The 23,509-nt window shown below is 72.6% G+C and carries 20 protein-coding genes and 1 riboswitch; of the genes, 14 read left to right on the top strand and 6 right to left on the bottom strand.

Annotation, left to right across the window (positions count from 1 at the left end):
* The first annotated feature begins 38 nt into the window (after positions 1-38).
* The 5 genes from ACIRD8_RS05970 to ACIRD8_RS05990 all read left to right on the top strand — a co-directional run bounded on the left by ACIRD8_RS05970 (position 39) and on the right by ACIRD8_RS05990 (position 5,409).
* Positions 39-1,889, top strand: coding sequence for an acyl-CoA dehydrogenase (locus tag ACIRD8_RS05970; protein ID WP_403986700.1), 1,851 nt, complete (start codon positions 39-41; stop codon positions 1,887-1,889).
* 23 nt (positions 1,890-1,912) lie between these two features.
* Positions 1,913-2,056: a hypothetical protein gene (locus ACIRD8_RS05975; RefSeq protein ID WP_403986703.1), complete on the top strand. Its 144-nt coding sequence runs from the start codon at positions 1,913-1,915 to the stop codon at positions 2,054-2,056.
* 79 nt (positions 2,057-2,135) lie between these two features.
* Positions 2,136-2,323: riboswitch (cobalamin riboswitch) on the top strand.
* 58 nt (positions 2,324-2,381) lie between these two features.
* Positions 2,382-3,431: an ABC transporter substrate-binding protein gene (locus tag ACIRD8_RS05980; protein ID WP_403986706.1), complete on the top strand. Its 1,050-nt coding sequence runs from the start codon at positions 2,382-2,384 to the stop codon at positions 3,429-3,431.
* A 74-nt stretch (positions 3,432-3,505) separates the two neighbouring features.
* Positions 3,506-4,579, top strand: coding sequence for a FecCD family ABC transporter permease (locus ACIRD8_RS05985; RefSeq protein WP_403986709.1), 1,074 nt, complete (start codon positions 3,506-3,508; stop codon positions 4,577-4,579).
* Positions 4,576-5,409 (top strand): ABC transporter ATP-binding protein, encoded by an 834-nt coding sequence (locus ACIRD8_RS05990; RefSeq protein ID WP_403986712.1) that lies wholly within the window; start codon positions 4,576-4,578, stop codon positions 5,407-5,409. The genes ACIRD8_RS05985 and ACIRD8_RS05990 overlap by 4 nt, the downstream gene beginning before the upstream one ends.
* A 58-nt stretch (positions 5,410-5,467) precedes the next feature.
* Here the strand turns inward: ACIRD8_RS05990 and ACIRD8_RS05995 are convergent, their stop codons facing one another.
* Positions 5,468-6,457 (bottom strand): PRC and DUF2382 domain-containing protein, encoded by a 990-nt coding sequence (locus ACIRD8_RS05995; RefSeq protein ID WP_403986715.1) that lies wholly within the window; start codon positions 6,455-6,457, stop codon positions 5,468-5,470.
* Between the two features lie 380 nt (positions 6,458-6,837).
* On the opposite strand from ACIRD8_RS05995, the gene ACIRD8_RS06000 reads away from it, so the two are divergent.
* Together ACIRD8_RS06000 and ACIRD8_RS06005 are read left to right on the top strand one after the other, a co-directional pair.
* Complete coding sequence (locus ACIRD8_RS06000; protein WP_403987284.1) at positions 6,838-7,422, top strand: adenosylcobinamide amidohydrolase; 585 nt, start codon at positions 6,838-6,840, stop codon at positions 7,420-7,422.
* Positions 7,423-7,468: 46 nt separating this feature from the next.
* Entirely contained in the window at positions 7,469-8,362 is an 894-nt protein-coding gene (locus ACIRD8_RS06005) for an NAD(P)-dependent oxidoreductase (RefSeq protein WP_403986718.1), read from the top strand.
* Between the two features lie 8 nt (positions 8,363-8,370).
* On the opposite strand, the gene ACIRD8_RS06010 is transcribed toward ACIRD8_RS06005, so the two are convergent.
* The 4 genes from ACIRD8_RS06010 to ACIRD8_RS06025 form a co-directional block, all read right to left on the bottom strand.
* On the bottom strand, positions 8,371-9,627 hold the full coding sequence (locus tag ACIRD8_RS06010; protein ID WP_403986721.1) for a sulfite oxidase: 1,257 nt from the start codon (positions 9,625-9,627) through the stop codon (positions 8,371-8,373).
* A gap of 84 nt (positions 9,628-9,711) precedes the next feature.
* Positions 9,712-10,905: a homoserine O-acetyltransferase gene (locus ACIRD8_RS06015; protein WP_403987286.1), complete on the bottom strand. Its 1,194-nt coding sequence runs from the start codon at positions 10,903-10,905 to the stop codon at positions 9,712-9,714.
* Positions 10,902-12,263: a bifunctional o-acetylhomoserine/o-acetylserine sulfhydrylase gene (locus tag ACIRD8_RS06020; protein ID WP_403986724.1), complete on the bottom strand. Its 1,362-nt coding sequence runs from the start codon at positions 12,261-12,263 to the stop codon at positions 10,902-10,904. Before ACIRD8_RS06020 ends, ACIRD8_RS06015 begins: the two co-directional genes overlap by 4 nt.
* Before the next feature lie 214 nt (positions 12,264-12,477).
* Positions 12,478-13,350, bottom strand: coding sequence for an RNA polymerase sigma factor SigF (locus tag ACIRD8_RS06025; protein ID WP_403986727.1), 873 nt, complete (start codon positions 13,348-13,350; stop codon positions 12,478-12,480).
* Between the two features lie 480 nt (positions 13,351-13,830).
* Here ACIRD8_RS06025 and ACIRD8_RS06030 point away from each other — a divergent pair, with 480 nt between their 5' ends.
* The 3 genes from ACIRD8_RS06030 (at position 13,831) to ACIRD8_RS06040 (ending at position 17,374) form a co-directional block, all read left to right on the top strand.
* Entirely contained in the window at positions 13,831-14,673 is an 843-nt protein-coding gene (locus ACIRD8_RS06030; protein WP_403986730.1) for a GNAT family N-acetyltransferase, read from the top strand.
* Positions 14,674-14,696: 23 nt separating this feature from the next.
* Positions 14,697-15,896 (top strand): PP2C family protein-serine/threonine phosphatase, encoded by a 1,200-nt coding sequence (locus ACIRD8_RS06035; protein WP_403986733.1) that lies wholly within the window; start codon positions 14,697-14,699, stop codon positions 15,894-15,896.
* 260 nt (positions 15,897-16,156) lie between these two features.
* Positions 16,157-17,374 carry a cytochrome P450 gene (locus ACIRD8_RS06040; protein WP_403986736.1) on the top strand — a complete coding sequence of 406 codons (1,218 nt, stop codon included), beginning with the start codon at positions 16,157-16,159 and terminating at the stop codon, positions 17,372-17,374.
* Between the two features lie 79 nt (positions 17,375-17,453).
* Here the strand turns inward: ACIRD8_RS06040 and ACIRD8_RS06045 are convergent, their stop codons facing one another.
* The gene (locus tag ACIRD8_RS06045) at positions 17,454-17,879 is read right to left on the bottom strand and encodes a DUF6355 family natural product biosynthesis protein (protein WP_403986739.1); all 426 of its coding nucleotides are present in this window, start codon (positions 17,877-17,879) and stop codon (positions 17,454-17,456) included.
* A 335-nt stretch (positions 17,880-18,214) separates the two neighbouring features.
* On the opposite strand from ACIRD8_RS06045, the gene ACIRD8_RS06050 reads away from it, so the two are divergent.
* The 4 genes from ACIRD8_RS06050 (at position 18,215) to ACIRD8_RS06065 (ending at position 23,500) form a co-directional block, all read left to right on the top strand.
* On the top strand, positions 18,215-19,792 hold the full coding sequence (locus ACIRD8_RS06050) for a purple acid phosphatase family protein (protein ID WP_403986742.1): 1,578 nt from the start codon (positions 18,215-18,217) through the stop codon (positions 19,790-19,792).
* Between the two features lie 115 nt (positions 19,793-19,907).
* Positions 19,908-20,174 (top strand): hypothetical protein, encoded by a 267-nt coding sequence (locus tag ACIRD8_RS06055; RefSeq protein WP_403986745.1) that lies wholly within the window; start codon positions 19,908-19,910, stop codon positions 20,172-20,174.
* A gap of 326 nt (positions 20,175-20,500) precedes the next feature.
* Positions 20,501-22,195 (top strand): ribosomal protection-like ABC-F family protein, encoded by a 1,695-nt coding sequence (gene abc-f / locus ACIRD8_RS06060; protein WP_403986747.1) that lies wholly within the window; start codon positions 20,501-20,503, stop codon positions 22,193-22,195.
* A gap of 213 nt (positions 22,196-22,408) precedes the next feature.
* Positions 22,409-23,500, top strand: a complete 1,092-nt coding sequence (locus ACIRD8_RS06065; RefSeq protein WP_403986750.1) for a zinc-dependent alcohol dehydrogenase family protein — start codon at positions 22,409-22,411, stop codon at positions 23,498-23,500.
* Positions 23,501-23,509: the final 9 nt, after the last annotated feature.

Consider the following 23,509-nt stretch of genomic DNA (forward strand, 5'->3'; position numbering starts at 1 on the left):
GGGGTGTCCTCGCCCGCACCACGGTCGTTGATTCTTTCATGACCGTGACCCTTACCGACACCGTCCCACCGTCCACCACCGAACTGCTGACCGGCGTCCTCCTCGGCCCGGGACACCGCCGCGAGCACGGATTCTGGCAGCGGCTGATCAGCACAGAACCGTTCCGCCGCCCCGCCGGCGGAACGCCCGAAGAGCGCCTGGAACTCGCCTACGACCGGTTGCGGATCCTCAACCTCTCCCTGGACAGCGGAGCGCGCCTCGCCTCCGACCCACGCGCGCTGGCCGCCCTGCACGCCTGGCTCGGCCCGGTGGACCCCGCGCTGACGACCGTGGCGGGCATCCACTACAACCTCTTCCTCGGCAGCCTCCTTGACCACGAATGCGCCGGCCGCCGCGACCTGTCGGACTACCTGACGATGCGGCGCATCGGCACCTTCCTCTGTACGGAGGTGGCGCACGGCAACAACGCGGCGGCCATGGAGACCACCGCCACGTACGACCGTGAGCGGGACGGATTCGTCCTGCACACCCCCAACCCGGGCGCGCAGAAGTTCATGCCCAACACGAGCCCGGCGGGCGGGGCGAAGTCTGGCCTGGTCGCCGCCCGCCTGGTCGCCGACGGTTCGGACCACGGGGTACGCCTCTTCCTGGTGCCGCTCACCGACGACGCGGAGGCGCTGCCGGGCATCCGGGTGCGCCGGCTGCCCGCCCGGATGGGCAGCCCGGTGGACCACTGCCTGACCTCGTTCGACCGGCTCTTCGTGGAGCGGGACGCCCTGCTGGGATCCGCCGAAGAGGGCGACGCACCGGGGGAGTTCAGGACCGGGCCGGGGGACAGGCGGCGGCGCTTCCTCACCTCGATCGGGCGGGTCACCCCCGGCCGGATCTCCATGAGTGCCTGTGCGGCGGGATCGGCCCGCGCGACCCTGGCGGTCGCCGTGCGCTACGGCGGCCACCGGATGATCTCCGGCAGCCGGGGCGCGCCGCCGGTCCCCGTCAACGCCCACCGGACCCATCACGGACCGCTCGCCTCGGCCATGGCCACGGTCTTCGCCATGAGCCTGCTGTACCGCAGGGCGCAGGAGCGGTGGGAGGCCTGCACGGACGAGGACGGGCGGGCGGAGGCGGGCAGACTCGTCGACGTCGCCAAGGCGTGGATCACCTGGCGGGCCCGAGACGTCATCGTCGAGAGCCGTGAACGCTGCGGCGCGCAGGCGCTCCTGGAGAACAACGGCATGACCGAACTCGTCACGGGCGTGGAGGGGGCCATCACCGCCGAGGGCGACAACATCGCCCTGTACGCCAAGGCGGCCGCGGACATGCTCTTCGCCGCCGAGCCCGGCCGCGACGACGTCCCGGGCCCGGCCCCGCACCCCGGCGACCTGGCCGACCCGCGCTTCCTGGGCAGCCTCCTCGCCTCGGTCCAGGACATCTGGTTCGCCAGGGCCAGGACCCGCGCGCTGCGGGCGCCCGACGCCGACGCCCTGGAGAGGTGGAACTCGGCCTCGGGCCCCGCCCTGCGCGGGGTCGAGGCCTATGCGTACCGGCAGGCCGCCGAGGCCTACGCCGAGGCCCGCGCGACGCTTCCCCCGGGGGCGGCCAGGGACCGGCTGGGGGAGCTCGAGCGGCTGTTCGTCTTCGAGTGGCTCTCCCGCAACAGCGGCGATCTGCTGGCCGCCGGTCTCCTGAGCGGCGATCAGGTGGACGCCCTCCCCGAGGCCGTGGAGGAGCATGTGGCGGCCGTCGCCACGCACGCCGCCGAACTGGCCGAGTCCTTCGCCCTGCCCGAGGAACTGCTCGCCGACTGGCCGATCGCCGGCCCCGGCTACGCGGACGCCTACGACGATCCCGGTGGCCCGTGGAACACCGGCCCGGCGGACGCCCGATGAGCGCCGGCTGCAGGGGGCGGGCGATGTGCGGCCGACTGGGCGAGCGCCTGGAGATCCTTGGACTGCGCGCCGTCCTGCTGGCCTACTGGGGCACCACATCCGTGCTCGCCCGCCGGAGCGGGAAGCCGCACACCGACGGAGGCGAATCGGTTCACCCCAAGAGCTGACCCGCCCGACGTCCGCGCCGGTACGGCGGGGAGACGCCCGCCGTACCGGCGACGGCCCCGAGGCCGCCCCCACGTCGCGTGATAGCTTGCAGACGCCAGTCACACTCCACGTGGAGTCAGGGAATCCGGTGCGAATCCGGAGCTGACGCGCAGCGGTGAGGGGGACGGGCGGGGCCACGGCCACTGGGACACCCTCGGGTGCACCGGGAAGGCGCCCCGTCCGGACGAACCCGAGTCCGAAGACCTGCTGGCACCCGCTTCCGCACCGGGAGCGGAACTCCGTACCGGGCTTCGCGCATGAGCCCAGAGAACGCCGAGGGACTCCGTGCCGCCCATAGCCAGCACCGTACGCCGAACTGCCCTGCTCGTCGCGGGACTCGTCCTCCTGACCGCCTGCGGCGGGGGCGGGAACGAGCCCGCCGCCGACACCGCGCAGGACGACGCCGCCGCAGGCTTCCCGGTGACCCTGAAGAACTGCGGCCGTACGGTGACCGTCGACGCCGCACCGCGGCACGCCGTCTCCCTCAACCAGGGATCGACGGAGATCCTCCTCTCCCTGGGCCTCGCCGACCGGCTCGCCGCCACCGCGACCTGGACGGACCCGGTGATGAAGGGCCTGGAGAAGGACGAGTCCACGGTGCCCCGTCTCGCCGAGAACCAGCCCTCCTCCGAGAAGGTCCTCGCCGAGGAACCCGACTTCGTCACCGCCTCGTTCGAGTCGACCCTCGGCAAGGGCGGCGTGGCGTCACGCGACCAGTTCGAGGAACTGGGCGTACCCACATACCTCTCACCCGCCGACTGCGCGGGCAAGGACAACACCGGCAGCAGCGACGGCTCCCGCACCGAGCCTCTGACCATGGACCGGGTCTACGGCGAAGTGCGCGACCTGGCGAAGGTGTTCGGCGTCCCGGAGCGGGGCGAGAAGCTGGTGACGAGCCTCCGGACCCGCATCGACAAGGCGACCGCGGGCATCGACGCGTCCGACACCACGATGCTCTACTGGTTCGCCAACGCGGAGGCCCCCTACCTGGCGGGGTGCTGCGGAGCCCCCGGCATCATCACCGGGGAGCTCGGCGCGAAGAACGTCTTCGACGACACCCACGAGGAATGGCCCCAGATCAACTGGGAGACCGTCGCCGACCGCAACCCCGACGTGCTGGTCATCGGCGACCTGACCCGTAAGTCGCAGACCGCCGAGAGCGCCCAGAAGAAGATCGAGTTCCTGGAGTCCAACCCCGCCACGAAGAACCTGGACGCCGTCAAGCACAAGCGGTACGTCCTGCTCAGCGGCCAGGCCATGAATCCGACCATCAGGACCGTGGAGGGCGTGGAGCAGGTGGCGGCCGGGCTGCGCTCGTTCGGACTCGCGGGGTGACGGACACCGGACACGTACCGGACGTACCGAAATCCCTTCACGGGACCGCGCACCTGCCGGACCTACCGACGGACGTGCACATCACGGGAGTGCGCGTCGAGCAGCCGCCCGCGGTCCCGGCTGCCGCAGGGGCCCGGATCCTGCGTGACGGCCTGCTGTGGAGCGCAGGGATCGCCCTGCTGCTCCTGTCCGTCGCGGTCGCCGTCACCATCGGTCCCGCCCGCATCTCGGTCCCGGACGTCTGGTCGGCGGTGGCCTCGCACCTCGGCATCGGTCACGGGCGGCTGAGCCCGATCCGGGACGGCATCATCTGGAACCTGCGCATGCCCCGCACCCTGCTCGCCGCGGTGTGCGGCGCCGGGCTCGCGGTGTGCGGCACCGTGATGCAGTCGCTGCTGCGCAACCCGCTCGCCGACCCGTTCGTCCTCGGCGTCTCCTCGGGGGCGTCCACCGGCGCGGTCGTGGTCGTCGTCCTGGGCGTCGGCGGGGGAGCGGTCTCCGTCTCGGGCGGCGCCTTCGCCGGGGCCCTGCTCTCCTTCGCCCTCGTTCTGCTGCTCAGCCACACACTCGGCGGATCCACCGACCGGGTCGTCCTCTCCGGGGTCGCGGCCATGCAGCTCTTCTCCGCGCTCACCTCCTTCGTCGTGATGACCGCCGCCGACGCCGAGCAGACCAAGGGCGTGCTCTTCTGGCTGCTCGGCTCACTGAGCGGGGTCGGCTGGAGCGACGTGTGGATGTGCTCCGCCGTGCTCGCCGTGGCCCTGCTGATCTGCCTGGGTCACGCCCGTACGCTCGACGCCTTCGCCTTCGGCCAGGACGCCGCCGCCGCGCTGGGGGTGCACGTGGCCCGCACCCGGATCGTGCTGCTCTGCACCACCGCGCTGCTGACCGCGGCCCTCGTCAGCTCGGCGGGCGCCATCGGGTTCGTCGGCCTCGTCCTGCCGCACGCGGCCCGGGCGCTGACCGGGTCGGGGCACCGGAGGCTGCTGCCGGTGACGGCACTCGCCGGAGCCGTGTTCCTGGTCTGGGTCGACACGCTGGCCAGGACCGTCCTCGACCCCCAGGAGGTCCCGGTCGGCGTGGTCACCTCCCTCATCGGGGTGCCCGTCTTCGTCCTGATCCTGCACCGCACGCGGAGGAGCCCGTGAACCGGACGGAGACCCCCGGCGACGGCCTGCGGGCCGCGCGGGTCAGCAGGGAGGCCGGCGGGAGGATCGTCCTCGACGGGGTGAGCATCGCGCCGCCGCCCGGCACCACCGTCGGGCTCCTCGGGCCGAACGGCTCCGGCAAGACCACGCTGCTCCGGGTGATGGCGGGCGTACTCGCCCCCGGTGCGGGCGTCGTCACGCTCGACGGCCGCACCCTCGCCGAGACGGGCCGGCGAGCCGTGGCACGCCGGGTGGCCGTCGTCGACCAGCACGCCTCCACCCAGGTCGACCTGAGCGTGCTGGACGTCGTACGACTCGGCCGCATCCCGCACCGGCGCGCCTGGTCAGGGCCGGGCCCCGAGGACGACGACGCCGTACGCGAGGCACTCACGCGCACCGGGCTCGCCGACCGCGCCGGGCAGTCCTGGCACACCCTGTCCGGCGGCGAGCGCCAGCGCGTGCAGATCGCCCGCGCCCTGGCCCAGCAGCCGCGTGAACTCCTGCTCGACGAACCCACCAACCACCTGGACATCCAGCACCAGCTGGAGCTGCTGTCCCTGGTCGCCGCGCTGCCCGTCACCGCGGTGATCGCCCTGCACGACCTCAATCTGGCCGCCATGTTCTGCGACCGGGTCACCGTCATGAAGGAGGGCCGGGTGGTCGCCGGCGGAACGCCCTCGGAGGTCATCACCGAGGAACTCATCGCCGACGTCTACCGGGTACGCGCGGTCGTGACACCGGAAGGGCCCGACGGGCGCCCCGCGGTGCGGTTCCTGCCGGGCGAGGCCGTCCGCGGACCGCACAAGTGCGACGAGAGGGCGGGCCCGTGAACCACCCGGGTCCGCCCCTCGCTACTGTCGCGCGGCCTTTCGCCGCTGTGTGAGGGGGTCAGCGACGACGTCCCTGGCCGAACTCGCCGCCCGTGTCCTTGCCGCTGCCCATGTCGTCCTTGCCGTCCGCGTAGTCGATCTTCTCCTTGCGGAGTTCGGCGGAGACTTCCTTCTGCTCGGTGACCTTGCTGGTTTCGAGACGGACCCGCTCCACCGGGACCGCCTCCTTGCGGACGGTGGCTCGTTCGGCGTGGAGGGTGACTTCGACGTCCTGATCGCCGAGGTCGGTCCCCTTCATGCCGGTGACCTTCTCGCCCGGCTGCAGAGGCTCGCGCACCACGCGCACCTCCTCGTGGGACACCGGCACGGTCCGCGTGACGTTCTCGGTCACGACGTACTTGTGCAGGCGTGCCTTTCCGCTCTCGTACTCCTCCGTGCCGACCTGGAGCTGCTCCTCGGAGCGGACCATCTCCTCACGGCCGCCGGCACCTGCGGCGGACCGCTCGGCTCCGGCTCCGGCGAGCGGGCGGGACGTGGACGACGTGTCCATGTCGCGGTGCCTGCCCGTTCCGGCGGTGGTACCGGTGGCCTTCGCCTGGCCGCCGGTCGTGCGAGCGGTGCCGGCGGCGCCGGCCGCCCCGGCCGCACCCGCGGCACCCATGGCTCCCGTTCCGGTCCCGGACGTCGTGCGCGCGTCACCGCCCGCTCCGGCGTGGCCGGTGCCCTTCCTGGTCATGCCGTAGTGCCGGTAGAGCTCCTCCTCCTCGGAGACGGAGAGGTGGGCGTCCGCGTCCACCCGGGGGGCGTCCTTGACGCGGTCCTTCGGATGCGAGACGTGCAGGTCGGAGCCCACCCGGCGGGCTCCGGCGAGCGGTACGAAGCTCTCCTTCATGCCGAACATGCCGGTCTTGACCGTGATCCAGTCGGGCTTGCCGGTGTCGTCGTCGACGTACACCCGCCCCACTGTGCCGACCTTCTCTCCGTCGCTGTCGTAGACGGTCAGACCGTCGAGTTCGCCGGAATCCGTGAAACCGTCAGCGGCTCCCATGGCCGATTCCTCCTCGCCCGGGCGCGTCCTGCGGGTGGTTCCAGCAGGGAAGGCGCGTCCGGATTCCATCGCGCCTCACCCGGTTGGACGGTGCAACTGCCCGGCCCGGGCGGCGAGCGGCCCAGGACACCGGGGAGGGGCGGTGGCCCCGTTCCACGCGGGTGTCGGCCCGCAGTGCGCGTTACGCCATACGGGTGAGTGTGCGCCCCCGGTGCGCCGGAGGCGCGGCCCCGCACCGCCCGTATGATCGACGCGCGGCCGCCGACCGTCGGCAGGCTCGTCCCGGGGGGTACGCCATCACATCCGTAGGCATCCGCCTGCCCCGGCAGCGCGGCGAGCTGCTGACCCGCCAGGAGGACGGCCTCGGGCTGCACCACCTGGTGTGGCGGCTGGGGCCCGGCTGGCGGGTGTGCAGCAGCGCCGTGCTCGGCGGCGGCATCGGCCCGCGCGCCTGGATCCTGAACGCCCAGGTGCCCGGCGGCTACCCCCGCCTCGACCCCGACCGGCACCTCGCGGAGATCGCGGCGGCCGAGGCGCTCGACGGCCCCGGCGCCGGACTGATGACAGCCGCCGACGTCACCGCGCATACCGTCGCCGACGACGGCGACGTGACCGCCACCGTCACCAGCGGCCTCGGCGTACGGGGATGGGCCGCGGCCCCGGCGGAGGGCACCGACGGCCCCCTGTCGCCGGGAACCGTCAACATCGTCGTCACCCTCCCCGTGGCCCTCTCCGACGCCGCCCTGGTCAACGCGGTGGCCACCGCCACCGAGGCGAAGGTCCAGGCGCTCGTGGACGCCGGACTCGACTGCTCCGGGACACCGACGGACGCGGTGTGCGTCGCCGCGCCCGACCCGGGGGAGCAGCCCGGTGAACCGTTCGCCGGACCACGTTCGCTCTGGGGCGCGCGACTCGCCAGGGCGGTGCACCGCGCTGTTCTGGAGAGTGCGCTGCGGCAGTCTTGAGACGTACGGGCCCCAAGGCCCGCCCGCCGACGAAGGGAACCTCCCCATGACCACCGCATCCCCCGTCGACGCCCCCGGCACGCCGACCGTCGCGGTCCTCGGCACCGGGATCATGGGATCCGGGATGGCCCGCAGCCTGCTCAGGGACCGGCTCCCCGTCCGGGTCTGGAACCGCACACGGGCCAAGGCCGAACCGCTGGCCGCCCAGGGCGCCACCGTGACGGACACGCCCGACGACGCCGTACGCGGAGCCGACGTCGTCCTCACCGCCCTGACGGACGCCCGGTCCGTGGCGCAGACCCTCACCGCCGCGACGCCCGGTCTGCGGCCGGGGCAGGTGTGGCTGCAGAGCGCCACCGTCGGCCTCGACGCCACTGCCGACCTCGTCCACCGGGCCGCCGGACTGGGGCTGGTCTACCTCGACGCCCCGGTCTCAGGCACCAAGCAGCCCGCGGAGCAGGGCACACTCACCGTGTTCGTCTCCGGCCCGTCCGGCGCCCGGGCGACGGTCCTGCCCGTCCTGGAGTCGATCGGGCAGCGCACCGTATGGGTCGGGGAGGAGCCCGGAGCCGCCACCCGGCTCAAGCTCGTCGCCAACACCTGGGTGATCAACATGGTCAACAGCGTGGCGGAATGCCTCAATCTCGCCGAGGGGCTCGGGCTCGACCCGCAGCTCTTCCTGGACGCGATGAAGGGCGGCCCGCTGGACACCCCGTACCTCCAGGGCAAGTCCGCGGCGGTGCTCTCCGGCGACCTCACCCCGAGCTTCGCGCTGTCCACCGCGCTCAAGGACTCCCGGCTGATCCTCGACGCGGCCGAGGCGTCCGGGGTGACACTCGACCTGGTCGCCGCCTCCGCCGAGCGGTTCGCCCGGGCGGAGGCGGCCGGACACGGGGACCAGGACATGATCGCCACGTACTACGCGGGCCGCCCCGAGTAGCCGCCTCTTCAGACCACGGTCACCGGGTGCCTCACCACCGCGTCGAAGAGGTAGCCCTGCGTGTTGTGCGCCGTCGTCGCCGGCTGCGTGCGGCCCGTCCGGTCCGTCGCACGCGCGAGCAGCACACCAGGGCCGGGCGCCGTCGGAACCCAGTCGGCGGTCCAGCGGACCCAGCTTCCGGCCCTGGGCTCGTCGCGCAGCCGTGCCGGACGCCACCGGGTGCCGCCGTCCGTGCTGACCTCGACGGAGCGCACCGGCGCGCCGCCCGACCAGGACCGGCCGGTGAGCAGATGCCTGCGGTGGGCTGCGAACGACGCGCCCTGCGCGAGCTCGAACGCGCTCTTGAGCGTCTGGCGGGTCAGCGGGGCGCTGCCCTCGGGCGGGTAGCCGGGGCCGAAGAGCCGGTACAGGCCCGTGTTCCACGGGCTCAGCAGCGGCTCCGCGCTCACCTCGATGTCGCCCACCCACTTGATGTTTGCTATGCCCACCCAGGACGGCACGATCAGACGCACCGGAGCCCCGTGGTCCGGTGGCAGTGGCTCGCCGTTCATCTCGTACGCGAGTAGCACGTCGTCCAGGGCCTTCGCCACCGGCAGGGGCCTGCGGACCCGGCCCAGGTTCGTGCCGTCGCTGATGACCTCCGCGTCCAGGCCGCGCGGCAGCACGTCGACCGCCTTCCTGCTGATCCCGGCCCGGCGCAGCACCTCGGCGAGCCGCACCCCGCGCCAGCGTGCCGTCCCGATCGCTCCCAGGGTCCACGCGGTGCCGGTAACCGTCTGGCCCTGCTGCGAGGTGAAGAAGCTGCGGCCGTTGCCCGCGCACTCGACGAACGCGGTGCGGGAGACGGACGGCAGGGCGCGCAGAGCCTCGTACGAGAAGTCCACCGGACCGCCGCTGAGTCCGCTGCCCCAGACCGTCAGCTTCCAGTCCGCCGCGTCGATCACCGGTGTCGCGGTGTGGTTGCGGACGAAGAAGCGGTCGACGGGAGTCAGCAGCCCGGTGTCCCTCAGCGCCGCGAAGTTCGTCTCGGCGTTCGTGCCGCGCACCGTGAACAGCTCCGGCGGCAGGGGCTTCACCACCCCGTCCAGCGACGGCCCGGCGTGGGCGGGGGCCGCGACGGCCGGGATCAGCGGAGCCGCGACCGAGGCCGCGGCGACCAGCTTCAGCAGATCACGGCGGTCGATGCCCGCCGATCTCGCCCCGCCACGGACCCATTGGCGGAGCCGCGTGCGGTCGTACGAGGCTTCGGACTGTACGGAACTCATGGGCGCTCCAGAGGAAGAGGTCTGCGGTTCTGCTGTTCGGCGGTTCTGCGGTTCTGCCGTTCTGCGACAAGGAACGGGATCGCGTCAGTTCGGCGGGCCCGGGGGTGCCGGAGGCGCGGGGGGCGCCGGAGGCAGCAACTCCCGTACGAGAGAGCCCACCTGGTCGGTCTCGATGAGGAACCCGTCGTGCCCGTAAGGGGATTCGACGATCCGGGGCCGGTCGGCGCCGGGCAGCAGCGCCGCCGTCTCCGCCTGCTGCGCCGGCGGGTACAGCCGGTCCGAATCGATGCCCGCGATCAGGGCCGGCATGTCCGCCCGGGCCAGCGCCCGCGCGGCTCCGCCGCGTCCCCGGCCCACGTCGTGCGCGTTCATCGCCTCGGTGAGCACCACATAGCTGCCCGCGTCGAAACGCCGTACCAGCTTGGCCGCGTGATGGTCGAGGTACGACTCCACCTGGTAGCGCCCGCCCAGCGAGGGCAGTTCGCCGGGCTGCGCGCGCCGGCCGAACCGCGCCGCCAGCTCCGGCTCGCTTCGATACGTGACATGGGCGATCCGCCGCGCCAGCCCGAGCCCCTGGTGCGGACCCGAGCCGGGCGGGGCGTCGTGGTAGCCGCCGCCCCGCCACCCCGGGTCGCTCCGGATCGCGGCGATCTGCGTGCTGCCCCAGGCGATCTGTTCGGCCGATGACGCGGCGGGAGCGGCCAGCACCAGCAGCGACCCGGTGCGGTCGGGCCGGCTCACCGCCCATTCGAGCGCCCGCATCCCGCCCATCGAGCCGCCGATCACCGCCGCCCACCGGCCGATCCCCAGGGCATCGGCCAGCAGCGCCTCGGCCGAGACCTGGTCACGGACCGTCAGGTAGGGGAAGTCCCCGCCCCAGTGGGAGCCGTCCGGACGCAGGGAGGACGGACCCGTGCTGCCCTGGCAGCCGCCCAGGACGTTGGGTGCGACGACGAACCAGCGGTCGGTGTCCAGTGCCCGGCCAGGACCGATCAGCGCGTCCCACCAGCCGGCCGACGGATGCCCGGGCCCGGCGGGGCCCGCCGCGTGGCTGTCACCGGTCAGCGCGTGCAGGACCAGCACCGCGTTGGAGCCGTCCGGCGCCGGCCGGCCCCAGGTCTCGTACGCCAGCCGCACACCCGGCAGCGTGGCACCGGACTCGAGCCCCAGCGGTCCGTCCAGCTCGACCCACGAACGGCGGCCGGGCGGATCCCCCTCCCGCCGGCCTCCGGAAGCCGGCGGAAGAGGGAGAACAGGGGGTGCGGCGACCCGGTTCAGGACGCGGCCTTCGCGGCGCGGAAACCTGCCTCCAGATCCGCCTTCAGGTCGTCCACGTTCTCCAGGCCCACCGAGAGCCGTACCAGCCCCGCGGTCGCTCCCGTGGCGGCGAGCTGCTCCTCGGTCAGCTGGCTGTGCGTCGTGGACGCCGGGTGGATGATCAGGCTCCGTACGTCACCGATGTTGGCGAGGTGGCTGAACAGCTCGACCGCGTCCACGAACCGCTTGCCCGCCTCCACCCCGTCCCGGAGCTCGAAGGCGAGCACGGCGCCGGCGCCGCGCGGCAGGTAGCGCTGCCCGGCCTCGTACCAGGGGCTCGACTCGAGTCCCGCGTAGTGCACCGCCGACACCTCGTCGCGGCCCTCCAGCCAGCGGGCGAGTGCCAGAGCGTTGGACGTGTGCCGCTCCAGGCGCAGGCTCAGCGTCTCCACGCCCTGGAGGAGCAGGAAGGCCGAGTGCGGCGACAGCGCGGGCCCGAGGTCGCGCAGCAGCTGGACCCGCAGCTTCACGGCGAAGGCGCCGTGCCCGAGGTCCGGCCAGTACCGCAGGCCGTGGTAGCTGGGGTCGGGGGTGTGGAAGTCCGCGAAGCGCTCGGCGTGCGCACCGAAGTCGAAGGTGCCGCCGTCCACGACGACACCGCCGATCGTGGTGCCGTGACCGCCGAGGAACTTGGTCGCGGAGTGGATCACGATGTCCGCTCCGTGCTCCAGCGGCCGCAGGAGGTAGGGCGTGGGCACCGTGTTGTCGACGATCAGCGGAAGGCCCGCGTCGTGCGCGACGTCCGCCACGCTCCGGATGTCGAGGACGTCACCACGCGGATTGCCGAGCGTCTCCGCGAACAGGGCCTTGGTGTTGGGCCTGACGGCCGCCCGCCACGCCTCGACGTCATCGGGGTCCTCGACGAACGACACCTCGATGCCGAACCGGGGGAGTGTGTGCCGGAACAGGTTGTACGTACCGCCGTAGAGGGAGGCGGAGGAGACGATGTGGTCCCCGGCGCCCGCCAGCGTCAGGAGCGCGAGCGTCTCGGCCGCCTGGCCGGAGGCGAGCGCGACGGCGGCGACGCCGCCCTCGAGCGCGGCGATCCGCTGTTCCAGGACGTCCTGCGTGGGGTTGTGGATCCGGGTGTAGATGTTGCCGGGCTCGGCCAGCGAGAAGAGGTCGGCCGCGTGCTTGGTGTCCTTGAAGACGAAGGACGTCGACTGGTAGATCGGCACCGCCCGGGCACCGGTCGTCGGATCGGGGGCCGCGCCGGAGTGGATCTGCTTCGTCTCGAAGGACCAGGCGGCCCCGGCGTCCTGCCGGTCGTGGTCCTCAGGGGTGTGTCCCGCGGTGACGGAGTCGACGGGCTGGCTCATGTCATACCTCGCACGGTCGTTCGGGGGATGTCCGCGCGAGCACGGTGGCGACGCGGCGGCGTACAGATTCGGCGTACTGATTACGGACCGTAGAGGCCGTCCGCGCCGGGACGGAAGCAGCTCGCGCACGTGGCCACGAAGCTGCAATGCGGACGCAACAGACGCGCCGGACCGGCCCCGTGGTTCACGGAGCCGGCCCGGCGTCGGTCGTGCGTCAGTCCTGTGCGAACATCCCGCTGCGCAGCTTGCCGAGCATGCGGCTGAGGAGCCGGGAGACATGCATCTGCGAGATGCCGAGCTCCTCACCGATCTGAGCCTGTGTCATCTCCTGGCCGAACCGCATGTCGATGATGCGGCGTTCCCGTGCGTCGAGATCGCCCAGCAGAGGGGCGAGCGTATGGAGATTCTCCACCGTCTCCATCGCGGGGTCGGGCTCGCCGAGCACATCCACCATGGTGCGCCCGCCCGACACGCGGCCCACCGGCTCCGTCGCGTCGGCCGGGAGGTCGAGCGATCCCGCGGTGTAGCCGTTGGCGGCGACGATGCCCTCGGTGATCTCCTCCTCCTCGAGACCGAGGTACTCGGCGAGCTCTCCCACCGTGGGGTCCCGGTCGAGGTCCGCCGCGAGCGTCTCCTTCGCCTTCGCGAGGTCCACCCGCAACTCCTGCAGCCGCCGCGGGACGTGCACGGACCAGGTGGTGTCCCGGAAGAAGCGCTTGATCTCACCGACGATGTAGGGCACGGCGAAGGAGGTGAACTCGACCTCACGGGAGAGGTCGAAGCGGTCGATGGCCTTGATCAGGCCGATCGTGCCGACCTGGACGATGTCCTCCATGTCGCCGCTGCCCCGGTTGCGGAAGCGTCCGGCGGCGAACCGGACGAGGGACAGGTTCATCTCTATGAGGGTGTTCCGGGCGTACTGGTACTCGGCGGTGCCCTCGTCGATCACCGTCAGCGCGTCGAAGAAGAGCTTCGACAGCTTCCGTGCGTCCTGGGGGGCGATCTGCCCGGCGTCCTCGATCCAGGGAAGTCCGTCCGGGGCACCTGCTCGTTCCGCGCAGGCGGTCTGTGCAGTGTGCGCGGTCATCCCGTCACCCTCCTCGGATTGTGGGCCGTGAGGTGTAGGCGCCTGCCCGATGGGCAGCAACTCATGCCGGAAGGGGCGGATTTGAGCCACACTGATGCCGGTATTGGCCGGTAATAGACGTGATCGTCTCCCGGGCCGTGGCGGAGAGCCTCGCCTGCGGGGGCACACAGAACCGCCCCACCGGTACGGGGGAGCCCGGTGGGGCGGTCATGTCCAGAGTGCCACAGGCCGAGGCCGGTTGGGACCGTATCCCGCGCAGTCGGACACGATTCGCCGGACCGGCCGTGCGGCTGTTCGGTGTGCCGCACGGTCCGCGGTGTCCCCGGCCTCCTGGCGGGACGGCCGTACGAGCCGGAAGGCGCGTCGGCGGGCGCGCTGATTGCACGTTCGTGAACGGACCGGCCGCCCGGGAATAGGCGCGGGGCCGACGGCCTTCCACCCGTGTCGCCGGACGCCGAACCAACCGGAGTGAGAGAGTCCATGCCCGAGGCCACACCCCTGCCCACCGATCCGTCCACGCCGCGGACCACGGACCCGTCCACGTCCGGGGTACCCGCCCCCGGTACGGAGACCGGCACGCCCCATCCGCTGGACAACCCCGCCCGCGCCGCGCTGACGGGACCGCACGCCCACTTCGCCGAGCGGCGCGGCCGCATCCTGCGCTACCGCCCCGACGTCACGCCGTGGCTCGCCCTGCCGGACGCGCCGGAAGCCCAGGACTGGGCCGATGTCGCCACACTCGCGGGTCCCGGCTCCTCCGTCACGCTGACCGCCTTCCGCGAGCCCCCGCCGGCCGACTGGGAGATCGTCTTCCAGGCCGAGGGCGTCCAGCTGGTGGACGACACCGTGGACGCCGCACCCGACCCCGAAGCGGTGCTCCTCGGCCCGGACGACGTGCCGGAGATGCTGGACCTGGTCGGGCGCACCCGCCCCGGCCCCTTCCTGCCGCGCACCGTGGAGCTCGGCACCTATCTCGGTGTCCGCCGCGACGGAGTCCTGGTCGCGATGGCGGGGGAGCGGCTCCACCCGCCCGGCTGGACCGAGATCAGTGGCGTCTGCACCGACAGCTCCGTACGGGGCCAGGGGCTCGCGACGCGCCTCGTCAGGGCGGTGGCCCACGGCATCCGGGAGCGGGGCGAGACGCCCTTCCTGCACGCCGCCGCGTCGAACACCTCCGCCATCCGGCTCTACGAATCCCTCGGCTTCACCCTGCGCCGCAGGACCTCCTTCCTCTCGGCGCTCGTCCCGGCGGACGTCGAGCCGCGCGGCGACGCCAGGACCCGGCGCAGGGGGACGGGTAGCTTGGAACACGTGGGGCGTTAGGACGAACAGGCGGGAGGCGTGCCGTGGCCATGGGACTCCGGCGCCCGTCGGCGGCGCGCAGGGCACCGCTGCCCGGTACGGATCCCGGGGAGGCGTCCGCGGGCGCCTCCCGGATCGGGAGCTGGGCGCTCGCGCTGTGGCTCCTCCTCCTGACCGCCGTGGTCGTCGTGCTCGACGCCCTCACCGGCAGCGACCTCCCGATCATCCCGCTCCTTGTCGTGCTGCCGGCGCTGGCCTCGGTCTTCTGTACTGTGCGCCAGACGACCGGGGTGGCCGTCTGGGTGACGCTGGTCGTGGTCGGATCCCGGATCGCCTCCACCGGCGCCTTCTGGGACGTGGTCTTCCTCATCGGCTTCGCCGCCCTCGCCAGCGCGCTGGGCGTCGTCGCCTGCGCGGCGCGCATCCGGCACGCCACCGAGATGGCGAGGCTGCGCACGGCCGCCGTGGCGCTCCAGCGCCAGATCCTGCGCCCGCTCCCCGTCACCACGCGGCAGGTCTGCGTCCACGGGCTCTACGAGCCGATCGAGGAGGACCGCTTCGTCGGGGGCGACATCTACGAGGTCGTGCAGTCGCCCCACGGGACCCGCGTGATCATCGGCGATGTGCAGGGCAAGGGGCTCCCCGCCATCGGGACCGGTTTCGCCGCGCTCGGCGCGTTCAGGGAAGCGGCCGTGAGGGAACCCGAGCTCGCGGCGGTGGCCGGTGCCGTCGAGGACGCGGTCGTCCGGCACAACACCTTCTCCGCGGAGACCGGTGAGACCGAGCGCTTCGTCACCGCCCTGCTGCTGGGGTTCGACGGTGGCGACCGGGTGCAGGTCGTCAACTGCGGTCATCTGCCGCCCTTGCTGCTGCACGACGGGGCGGTGTCGGCGGTCACCCTGGAGCGGACGTCGGTGCCGCTGGGGATGGCGGATCTCGGCGGAGAGGCGCGCGCCGCCGAGTGGGTCGGGTTCCCGCCCGGCGCCGCCCTGCTGGTCTTCACCGACGGGGTGACCGAGGCGCGCGACGTGACGGGGGCTTTCTACCCGTTCGACGAGCGGCTCCGCCAGTGGGCGGGGCTTGAGCCGGATCAGGTCCTGAAGGCCCTCCAGGACGATCTGGAGGCCTTCTCCGGGGGAGTGCGCCGCGACGACGTCGCCGTGCTGGTCCTGAGCAGCCCGCCGGACGGCGAGAGGGCGGCAGTGTCCCTGGAGGCCCCCTCGGCGGACGGTTCCACGAAGTAGCGCGTGTGCCGCTGACGCATACATGACTCTCCAGACGCTAGTGGGAGCGCTCCCGCCCGCATGCCCGCCGCAGGTGCTTGGTTCCCCCGACACGCGCTGGAGCTCGCGTCAGGCCGGCCGAGCCCCCGCTGCTCTGACCGTTCCTGGCGACGAGGCCGGACCACGCCGTCGGAAGGTCTGGATCATGGTCTCCCGCGCCCCTACGCTCGTCGCATCCCCATCCCCATCCCCATCCCCACCCCCACACGCAGGAGTTACCCATGGGACAGCATTCCGTCGCGATCGACCCCGCCGGCCGCGACATCCACGGCGAGGCGGACGCACTCCGTGCACAGGGCTCGGCCGCACGGGTCGAACTGCCCGGCGGAATCACGGCCTGGGCGCCGACCGGGCACCAGGTCCTCAAGCAGCTGCTCGCCGACGACCGCGTCTCCAAGGACCCCAACCAGCACTGGCCCGCCTGGATCGAGGGTGAATTCCGGGAGACCTGGGTCAACTCCTGGGTGGGTGTGACCAATATGTTCACTGCCTACGGCGCCAACCACCGGCGTCTACGCAAACTCATCTCCCCCGCCTTCACCAAGCGCCGCACCGACGCGCTCGCCCCCCGCATCGAGGCGATATCGGCCCGTCTCCTCGACGAGATGGCGGAGTCGGCCGACGGTGCCCCCGTGGACCTCCGGGCCTCCTACGCGCACCCCCTCCCCATGGAGGTCATCTGCGAGCTCTTCGGCGTCCCCGCGGAGAGCCAGGCGGACACGGCGCGGCTCGTCGGCGAGGTCATGGACACCACCGCGACACCCGAACAGGCCCTCGCCACCTGGCAGGAGGTCCACGCCCTGCTGGCGGGGCTGGTCGCCGCCAAGCGGGAGCGTCCCGGCGACGACCTGGCGAGTGTCCTGATCGCCACCCGGGACGACGAGGGCTCCGGCCTCACCGAGGACGAACTCATCGACACCCTCCTCCTCGTCATCGGCGCGGGACACGAGACCACCGTCAACCTCATCGGCAACGCCGTCCACGCCCTGCTCACCCACCCGGACCACCTCGGCAGGGTGCTCGCCGGTGACATCCCCTGGAGCGAGGTCGTCGAGGAGACCCTGCGCTGGGCCCCGTCGATCGCCAACCTCCCTCTGCGGTACGCCGTCGAGGACATCGAGCTCCACGACGGGATCACCATCGCCCGCGGTGACGCGATCCTCGCGACCTACGCCGCCGCGGGCCGCGACCCCGGCCGGCACGGAGGGGACGCGCACCACTTCGACCCCACCAGGATCGACAAGGACCATCTCTCCTTCGGCCACGGCGTGCACTACTGCATCGGCGCCCCCCTCGCCCGCCTGGAGGCGTCGATCGCCCTGCCGGCGCTCTTCGCCCGCTTCCCCGCCCTGCGCCTCGCGGACCGGTCCGCCCCCGCCGCACAGGTGGAGTCGTTCATCGCGTACGGATTCGGGGCGTTGCCCGTGCGTCTGGGCTGACCGGCCCGGGAGGACCTGAGCGGGCCCGGCGGTCCGCGGCGCAGGGCCGCGTCCGCCTCCGGTCCTTCTCCGGTCCGCCTCAGTGGGAGGTGTGTCCGGTCCGCTCCCCGAGCCTGCATCCGGCACCGCCGATGTAGTACGCGTTGAGGTAGTTCGGACCGGCACCCGGCAGCTGCGTGGGGCCGGGGCCGACGCAGAGGTGGTAGTCGTTGCCGCTGCCGCCTCCTCTGACGTCGACATGGACCAGGATCGTCGTCTGACCGCAATGGTTGTACGCGGCGAACTGGGACTCCCGGACGCTGTACCGGAAGAAGCCGCACTGTGCGGCGGGGATCGCTCCGGCCTGCCGCGCTTCCGGACGATGTGCGGATTCGGGGAAGGCAGGGCCCGCGGACGCCACCGCCGCGGTCGCGAGGAGCGCGCTCGCCGTCAGAGCGAAGGCGGCTCGCGCGCAGGCGGCCCGCGCGGAGACGGCTCGGGGGGAACGGGTCAGGGAGAGCTTCACGGGCATTCCTTACGGCGAGCCACGACGATGGACGACCGGCTGACCGACTGCGCCCGGTGCCACGCACCGACCGACCGTCACTCACCGGCACCAATACCGTAACGCTGCGTATATGAGACATGACGAAATGTCACCCGAAAGAGGGTGAGGTGACGCGCCACCGACAACTGGCCCGTCCGGACGGCTCGTTCTGCGCGCCCCGTCCGGACGGCCCGCGCCGCGGCGTCCCACCTGACGTCACGTCATGTTCACCATAAGGACTCATGGGGTCTTGTACGTGTAGCGTTCACTCATCCGACGGAATGCCGTCAGGAACCCCATGGATGTTCTCTGCCATGGACATCCCCCGTTTCGGAATCCCCGAGAAGCTCGCCGACCGCATGAGCATGGCCGAGCAGCACGCATACCTGCGCGCCCGGCTGACCCGGCGCCGTGTGCTCCGTACGAGCGTGGCGACCGCGGCCGTTGCCGGCACCGGCCTGGCCTCGGGCCTCGCCTCCCCGCCGGCGTACGCCGCCGCCCCGGAGACGGTGACGTCGCGCGCCGGCTCGGCACATGTGGACGGGGCGCTGGTCGCCCCCTTCGGCCGGCACCTCGCGTACGGGGCGGACGCGAAGACGCAGATGACGGTCTCCTGGCAGGTCCCCTTCGCGGTGAAGCGGCCGTACATCCGGATCGGTCTCAAGCCGTGGGAGCTCAGCCGCAGGATCGACGCGGAGGTGCGGCACCTGACGACGCCTCTGCTCAACGACGGCAAGATCGCGGCCGCCGAGCAGTTCTACGTGCACGCGGCCCTGGAGCGGCTGAAGCCGGGCACGACGTACTACTACGGCGTGGGCCACGACGGGTTCGACCCCGCCGACACCCGCAACCTCGGCACGCTCGGCACCCTCACCACCGCGCCCGCCCGCGCGGAGTCCTTCACCTTCACGGCCTTCGGCGACCAGGGCGTCAGTTACCACGCGCTCGGCAACGACCAGCTGATCCTGGGCCAGAACCCGGCCTTCCACCTGCACGCGGGTGACATCTGCTACGCCGACCCGTCCGGTTCCGGGCAGACCACCGACTCCTACGACGCCCGCACCTGGGACCAGTTCCTGGCCCAGACCGAGACGGTGTCCAAGACCGTTCCGTGGATGGTGACCACAGGCAACCACGACATGGAGGCCTGGTACTCGCCCGACGGTTACGGCGGCCAGAACGCCCGCTGGACGCTGCCGGCCAACGGTCCGGACCCGGTCGGCCAGCCCGGCGCCTACTCCTTCAGCCACGGCAACGTGGGTGTGATCGCGCTCGACGCCAACGACGTCTCGTACGAGATCCCGGCCAACTTCGGCATCAGCGGCGGCAGGCAGACGCGCTGGCTCGACCGGCGCCTGGGCGAGCTGCGGGCCCGCGACGACATCGACTTCATCGTGGTGTTCTTCCACCACTGCGCGTTCTCCACGACCAACGCGCACGCCTCGGACGGCGGGGTGCGCGACTCCTGGGTGCCGCTCTTCGAGAAGCACCAGGTGGACCTGGTCATCAACGGACACAACCACGTCTACGAGCGCACCGACGCGATCCTGAAGAACGCGGTCCGGCGCCCGGTTCCGATCGGTGAGCGCACCGACCCGACGCGGGACGGCATCGTGTACGTCACGGCCGGCGGCGCGGGCAAGGCGCTGTACGACTTCCCGGCACCGGACAGTTACGAGGGCCATGTCTCCGACCTGGAGAGCGTGAACACGTACCACGTGGTCAAGGGCGGGGGTAAGGCGGCCGAGACCGTGGAGTGGTCCCGGGTGCGCTACACAGGCTTCTCGTTCCTCGCGGTGGAGGTGGAGACCGGCCGGAACGCCCGGATGAAGGTCACGGCGCTCGCCGAGTCGGGGGAGCGCGTCGACCACTTCGAGATCAGCCGGGGCTGAGCGGCCAGTGCCCCGGGCGCGGCGGGACGGGCATGCGTCGCCCGGGGCGCAGGGGGTACGCGAGGTGCGACACCCGCCCCGCACCGGAGCGGGACACGCACGACGGGAGCAGTGAATGACCGACCGCAGGCCCCAGGGAACCGCCTACACCGGGGCGAAGGGCAGCCCGCCGCCGGTCCCCGCCGACATGCCCGACCAGCAGGCCCAGGACGGCGAGGACGCCCTCGACGTGATCCTTCCGCCGGGTACCGAACGTCCCGGGACGGACGCCGGGCCCGACGCCGACAGGCCCGACCCCGACGAGGCAGGCTCGGGCCGCAGCGGCGCCCGCAATGCCGGCGTCCACCCGGAACACCCCACCCCGGACGAGTCGACGGGGTGACCCGGGCCGGCGCGGACGGCGCTGCCTTCAAAACCCCTGCGGCCCCGTCCCGCCCGGAGCGGACGACCCCGGTGGACCGCACCCAGCGCCCATCGGGGGCCGCCCGGGGCATGGTTACAATGGGTGCCATGGGTTCGTACTACTTCTTTCTCTGATTCCCGGCCAGGACGCCGCCGCGCGACGCCGAGCGCCGCCGTGTGACCCGCAGGGGCACACCGTCGGCCGCAGTCCTCTCCGCCGTCCGACACCCCGGCCCCGCAGCGCGCCTCCGTCCCTGACGTCGATGTGTGCGCCGCCGAGGGCCTGTCACTTCAGGGAAAGCACCCATGCCTCCTCAGCACCCCCGCACCCAACTCGCCATGTCCGACGTCTCCAAGGCGTACGGCGACCGGTCCGTCCTCGACCAGGTGTCCCTCACCGTCCGTCCCGGCGAGAAGGCCGGCGTCATCGGCGAGAACGGTTCGGGCAAGTCCACCCTGCTCCGGCTGATGGCCGGCGCCGAGGCCCCGGACAGCGGTGACATCACCGTCAGCTTCCCGGGCGGCACCGGCTACCTCGCGCAGATGCTCACCCTCGACCCCCGCAGCACCGTCCAGGACGCCGTCGACGCGGCCCTCGCCGCACTCCGCTCCCTGGAACGGCAGATCCGAGCGGCGGAGCAGGAGATGTCCGCCCGGAATCCCACCGACGCCCAACTCGCCTCGTACGGAGATCTGCTGACGGCGTACGAGGAGCGCGGCGGATACCGGGCGGACGCCAGGACCGACGCCGCGCTGCACGGCCTCGGGCTCGGCCACCTCACCCGGGAGCGCGCACTCGGGACGCTGTCCGGCGGTGAGCAGTCCCGGCTGGCCCTGGCCTGCGTACTGGCCGCCGCGCCGGAGCTCCTGCTCCTCGACGAGCCCACCAACCACCTCGACGCCGCCGCCGTGGACTGGCTGGAGGACCACCTCCGCGCCCACCGGGGCACCGTGGTCGCCGTCACCCACGACCGGGCGTTCCTGGAGCGGATCACCACCGTGATCCTGGAGGTCGACCGCGACCTGCGGAGCGTCTCCCGGTACGGCGACGGATGGGACGGCTACCGTACGGCGAAGGCCGCCGCGCGCCGCCGATGGGCCCAGGACCACGAAGAGTGGCTGGCCGAACTGGCCCGCACCGAAGAGCTGGTGAGTGCGGCCGGCCAACGACTCGCGAGCACCGGCAAGGACCCCGGCCAGGGCTTCGGCAAGCACCGCAGGTCGCACGAGGCCAAGCTGTCGGGCCGAGTCAGGGCCGCCAGGACCCGGCTGGAGGAACTGCGCCGCTCACCCGTCCCGGCGCCTCCCAGGCCGCTGCGCTTCACCGCCGGCCTCACCCTCTCCGGTGCGCACGGTTCCCCGGCGGACGGGGACAGCGGCTCCGGCCCCCTGGCCGAGCTGGACTCCGTCGTCGTCGGCGAACGGCTCGACCTGCGCTCCCTGCGTGTCGAGCCGGGCCGACGGCTGCTGGTCACCGGCCCCAACGGTGCGGGGAAGACCACCCTCCTGCGCGTCCTGGCCGGCGACCTCGCGCCGGACTCCGGCACGGTCCGGCGCCGGGGCAGGACCGGCTACCTCCCGCAGGAACTACCTGTCAGGCCCACCCGCCGCACCCTGCTCGCCACCTTCGCCGCGGGCCGGCCCGGATTCCCCGACGAGTACGCGGACGAACTGCTGGCCCTGGGCCTGTTCCGCCCTGAGGACCTGCCCGTGCCCGTGGCGGCCCTCTCCGTCGGGCAGCAGCGCAGGCTCGCCCTGGCACGGCTGGTCACGCGGCCGGCGGACCTGCTGATCCTGGACGAGCCGACGAACCACCTCGCGCTCGGCCTGGTCGAGGAGCTGGAGGCGGCGCTCGCGGGGTACCGGGGAGCCGTCGTGGTCGTCTCGCACGACCGGAGCTTCCGCGGCCGCTTCACCGGCGAGCACCTCGAACTGCGGGCAGGCCGCGCCGTGACGGGCTCCCGGGCAGCGGCCGAGGGGGCGCGGCCCTCCCGTACATAGGCGCACGACCGCTCTTCCGCGGTGCCGTGGGCCGGACGGGTGCTGCCCACGTCGGCACCCCGGTCGGCCACCACGGAGGGCCATGGTGGCCCCGGCCGGGTGCTGACCGGCCCAGGCGCTGCGGCTGCGGGATTGCGAGGCTGGAACCAGGCGCTCCGACAGCGGTCCGGCAGCGGGTTCGACAGCGGTTCGACAGCGAAGAGGGACGACGTCATGAAGGCACTCGTTTTCCACGGCAGCGGACAGCAGTCCTGGCAGGACGTCCCCGACCCGGGCATCGAGGACGCGGGGGACGCGGTGGTCCGCGTGGACGCGGTCACCATCTGCGGGACGGATCTGCACATCCTGAAGGGAGACGTTCCCGAGGTCAGGCCCGGCACCGTCCTCGGACACGAGGCGGTGGGCGAAGTGGTGGAGACGGGAGGCGACGTGCGGAGCGTCCGGCCGGGCGACCGGGTGCTGGTCTCCTGCATCACCGCGTGCGGCCGCTGCCGTTTCTGCCGCGAGAACCGCTTCGGTCAGTGCCTGGGCGGAGGCGGATGGATTTTGGGTCACCTCATCGACGGCACGCAGGCCGAGTACGTCCGCGTGCCCTTCGCGGACCTCTCCGTCCACCCGCTGCCCGGCTCGGTGAGCAGCGAGGACGCCGTTCTGCTGGCGGACATCCTCCCGACCGGGTACGAGGTCGGTGTGCTGAGCGGGCGCGTGGGACCGGGGGACACCGTGGCCGTGGTCGGAGCCGGGCCGGTCGGCCTCGCCACCATCGCGACGGCCCGCCTGTACACCCCCGGCCGGGTGATCGCCGTCGACGTCGCGCCGTCCCGGCTGGAGGCCGCACGCGCCGTCGGCGCGGACGTCACCGTCGGCGCGGACGAGGATCCCGAGGCGCTGGTCAGCGATCTGACCGGGGGCCTGGGAGCGGACGTCGTCGTGGAGGCCGTCGGTGTCCCCGAGACCTTCGAACTGTGTACACGCATGGTGCGACCGGGCGGGCGGGTCGCGAACGTGGGGGTGCACGGCAAACCGGCGGCCCTCCACCTGGAGACCCTCTGGTCGAAGGACGTGACCATCACGACCGGGCTGGTGGACACCTACTCCACCCCGCTGCTGCTGGAGATGCTGGCGGCCGGGCGGCTCCCTGCGGTGCCCGCACTGGTCACCCACCGCTTCACACCCCCGCAGATGGAGGAGGCGTACGACGTCTTCTCCCGGGCGGCCGACACCGGCGCGCTGAAGGTGGTGCTCGGTGCGCCCGCGCACGACGCGGTGTCGCTGTCAGCGCAGGGCCCGTCCGAGGCCGCCTAGAAGCGATCG

This window comes from Streptomyces sp. NPDC102451, assembly GCF_044765485.1.
Lineage (GTDB): Bacteria > Actinomycetota > Actinomycetes > Streptomycetales > Streptomycetaceae > Streptomyces.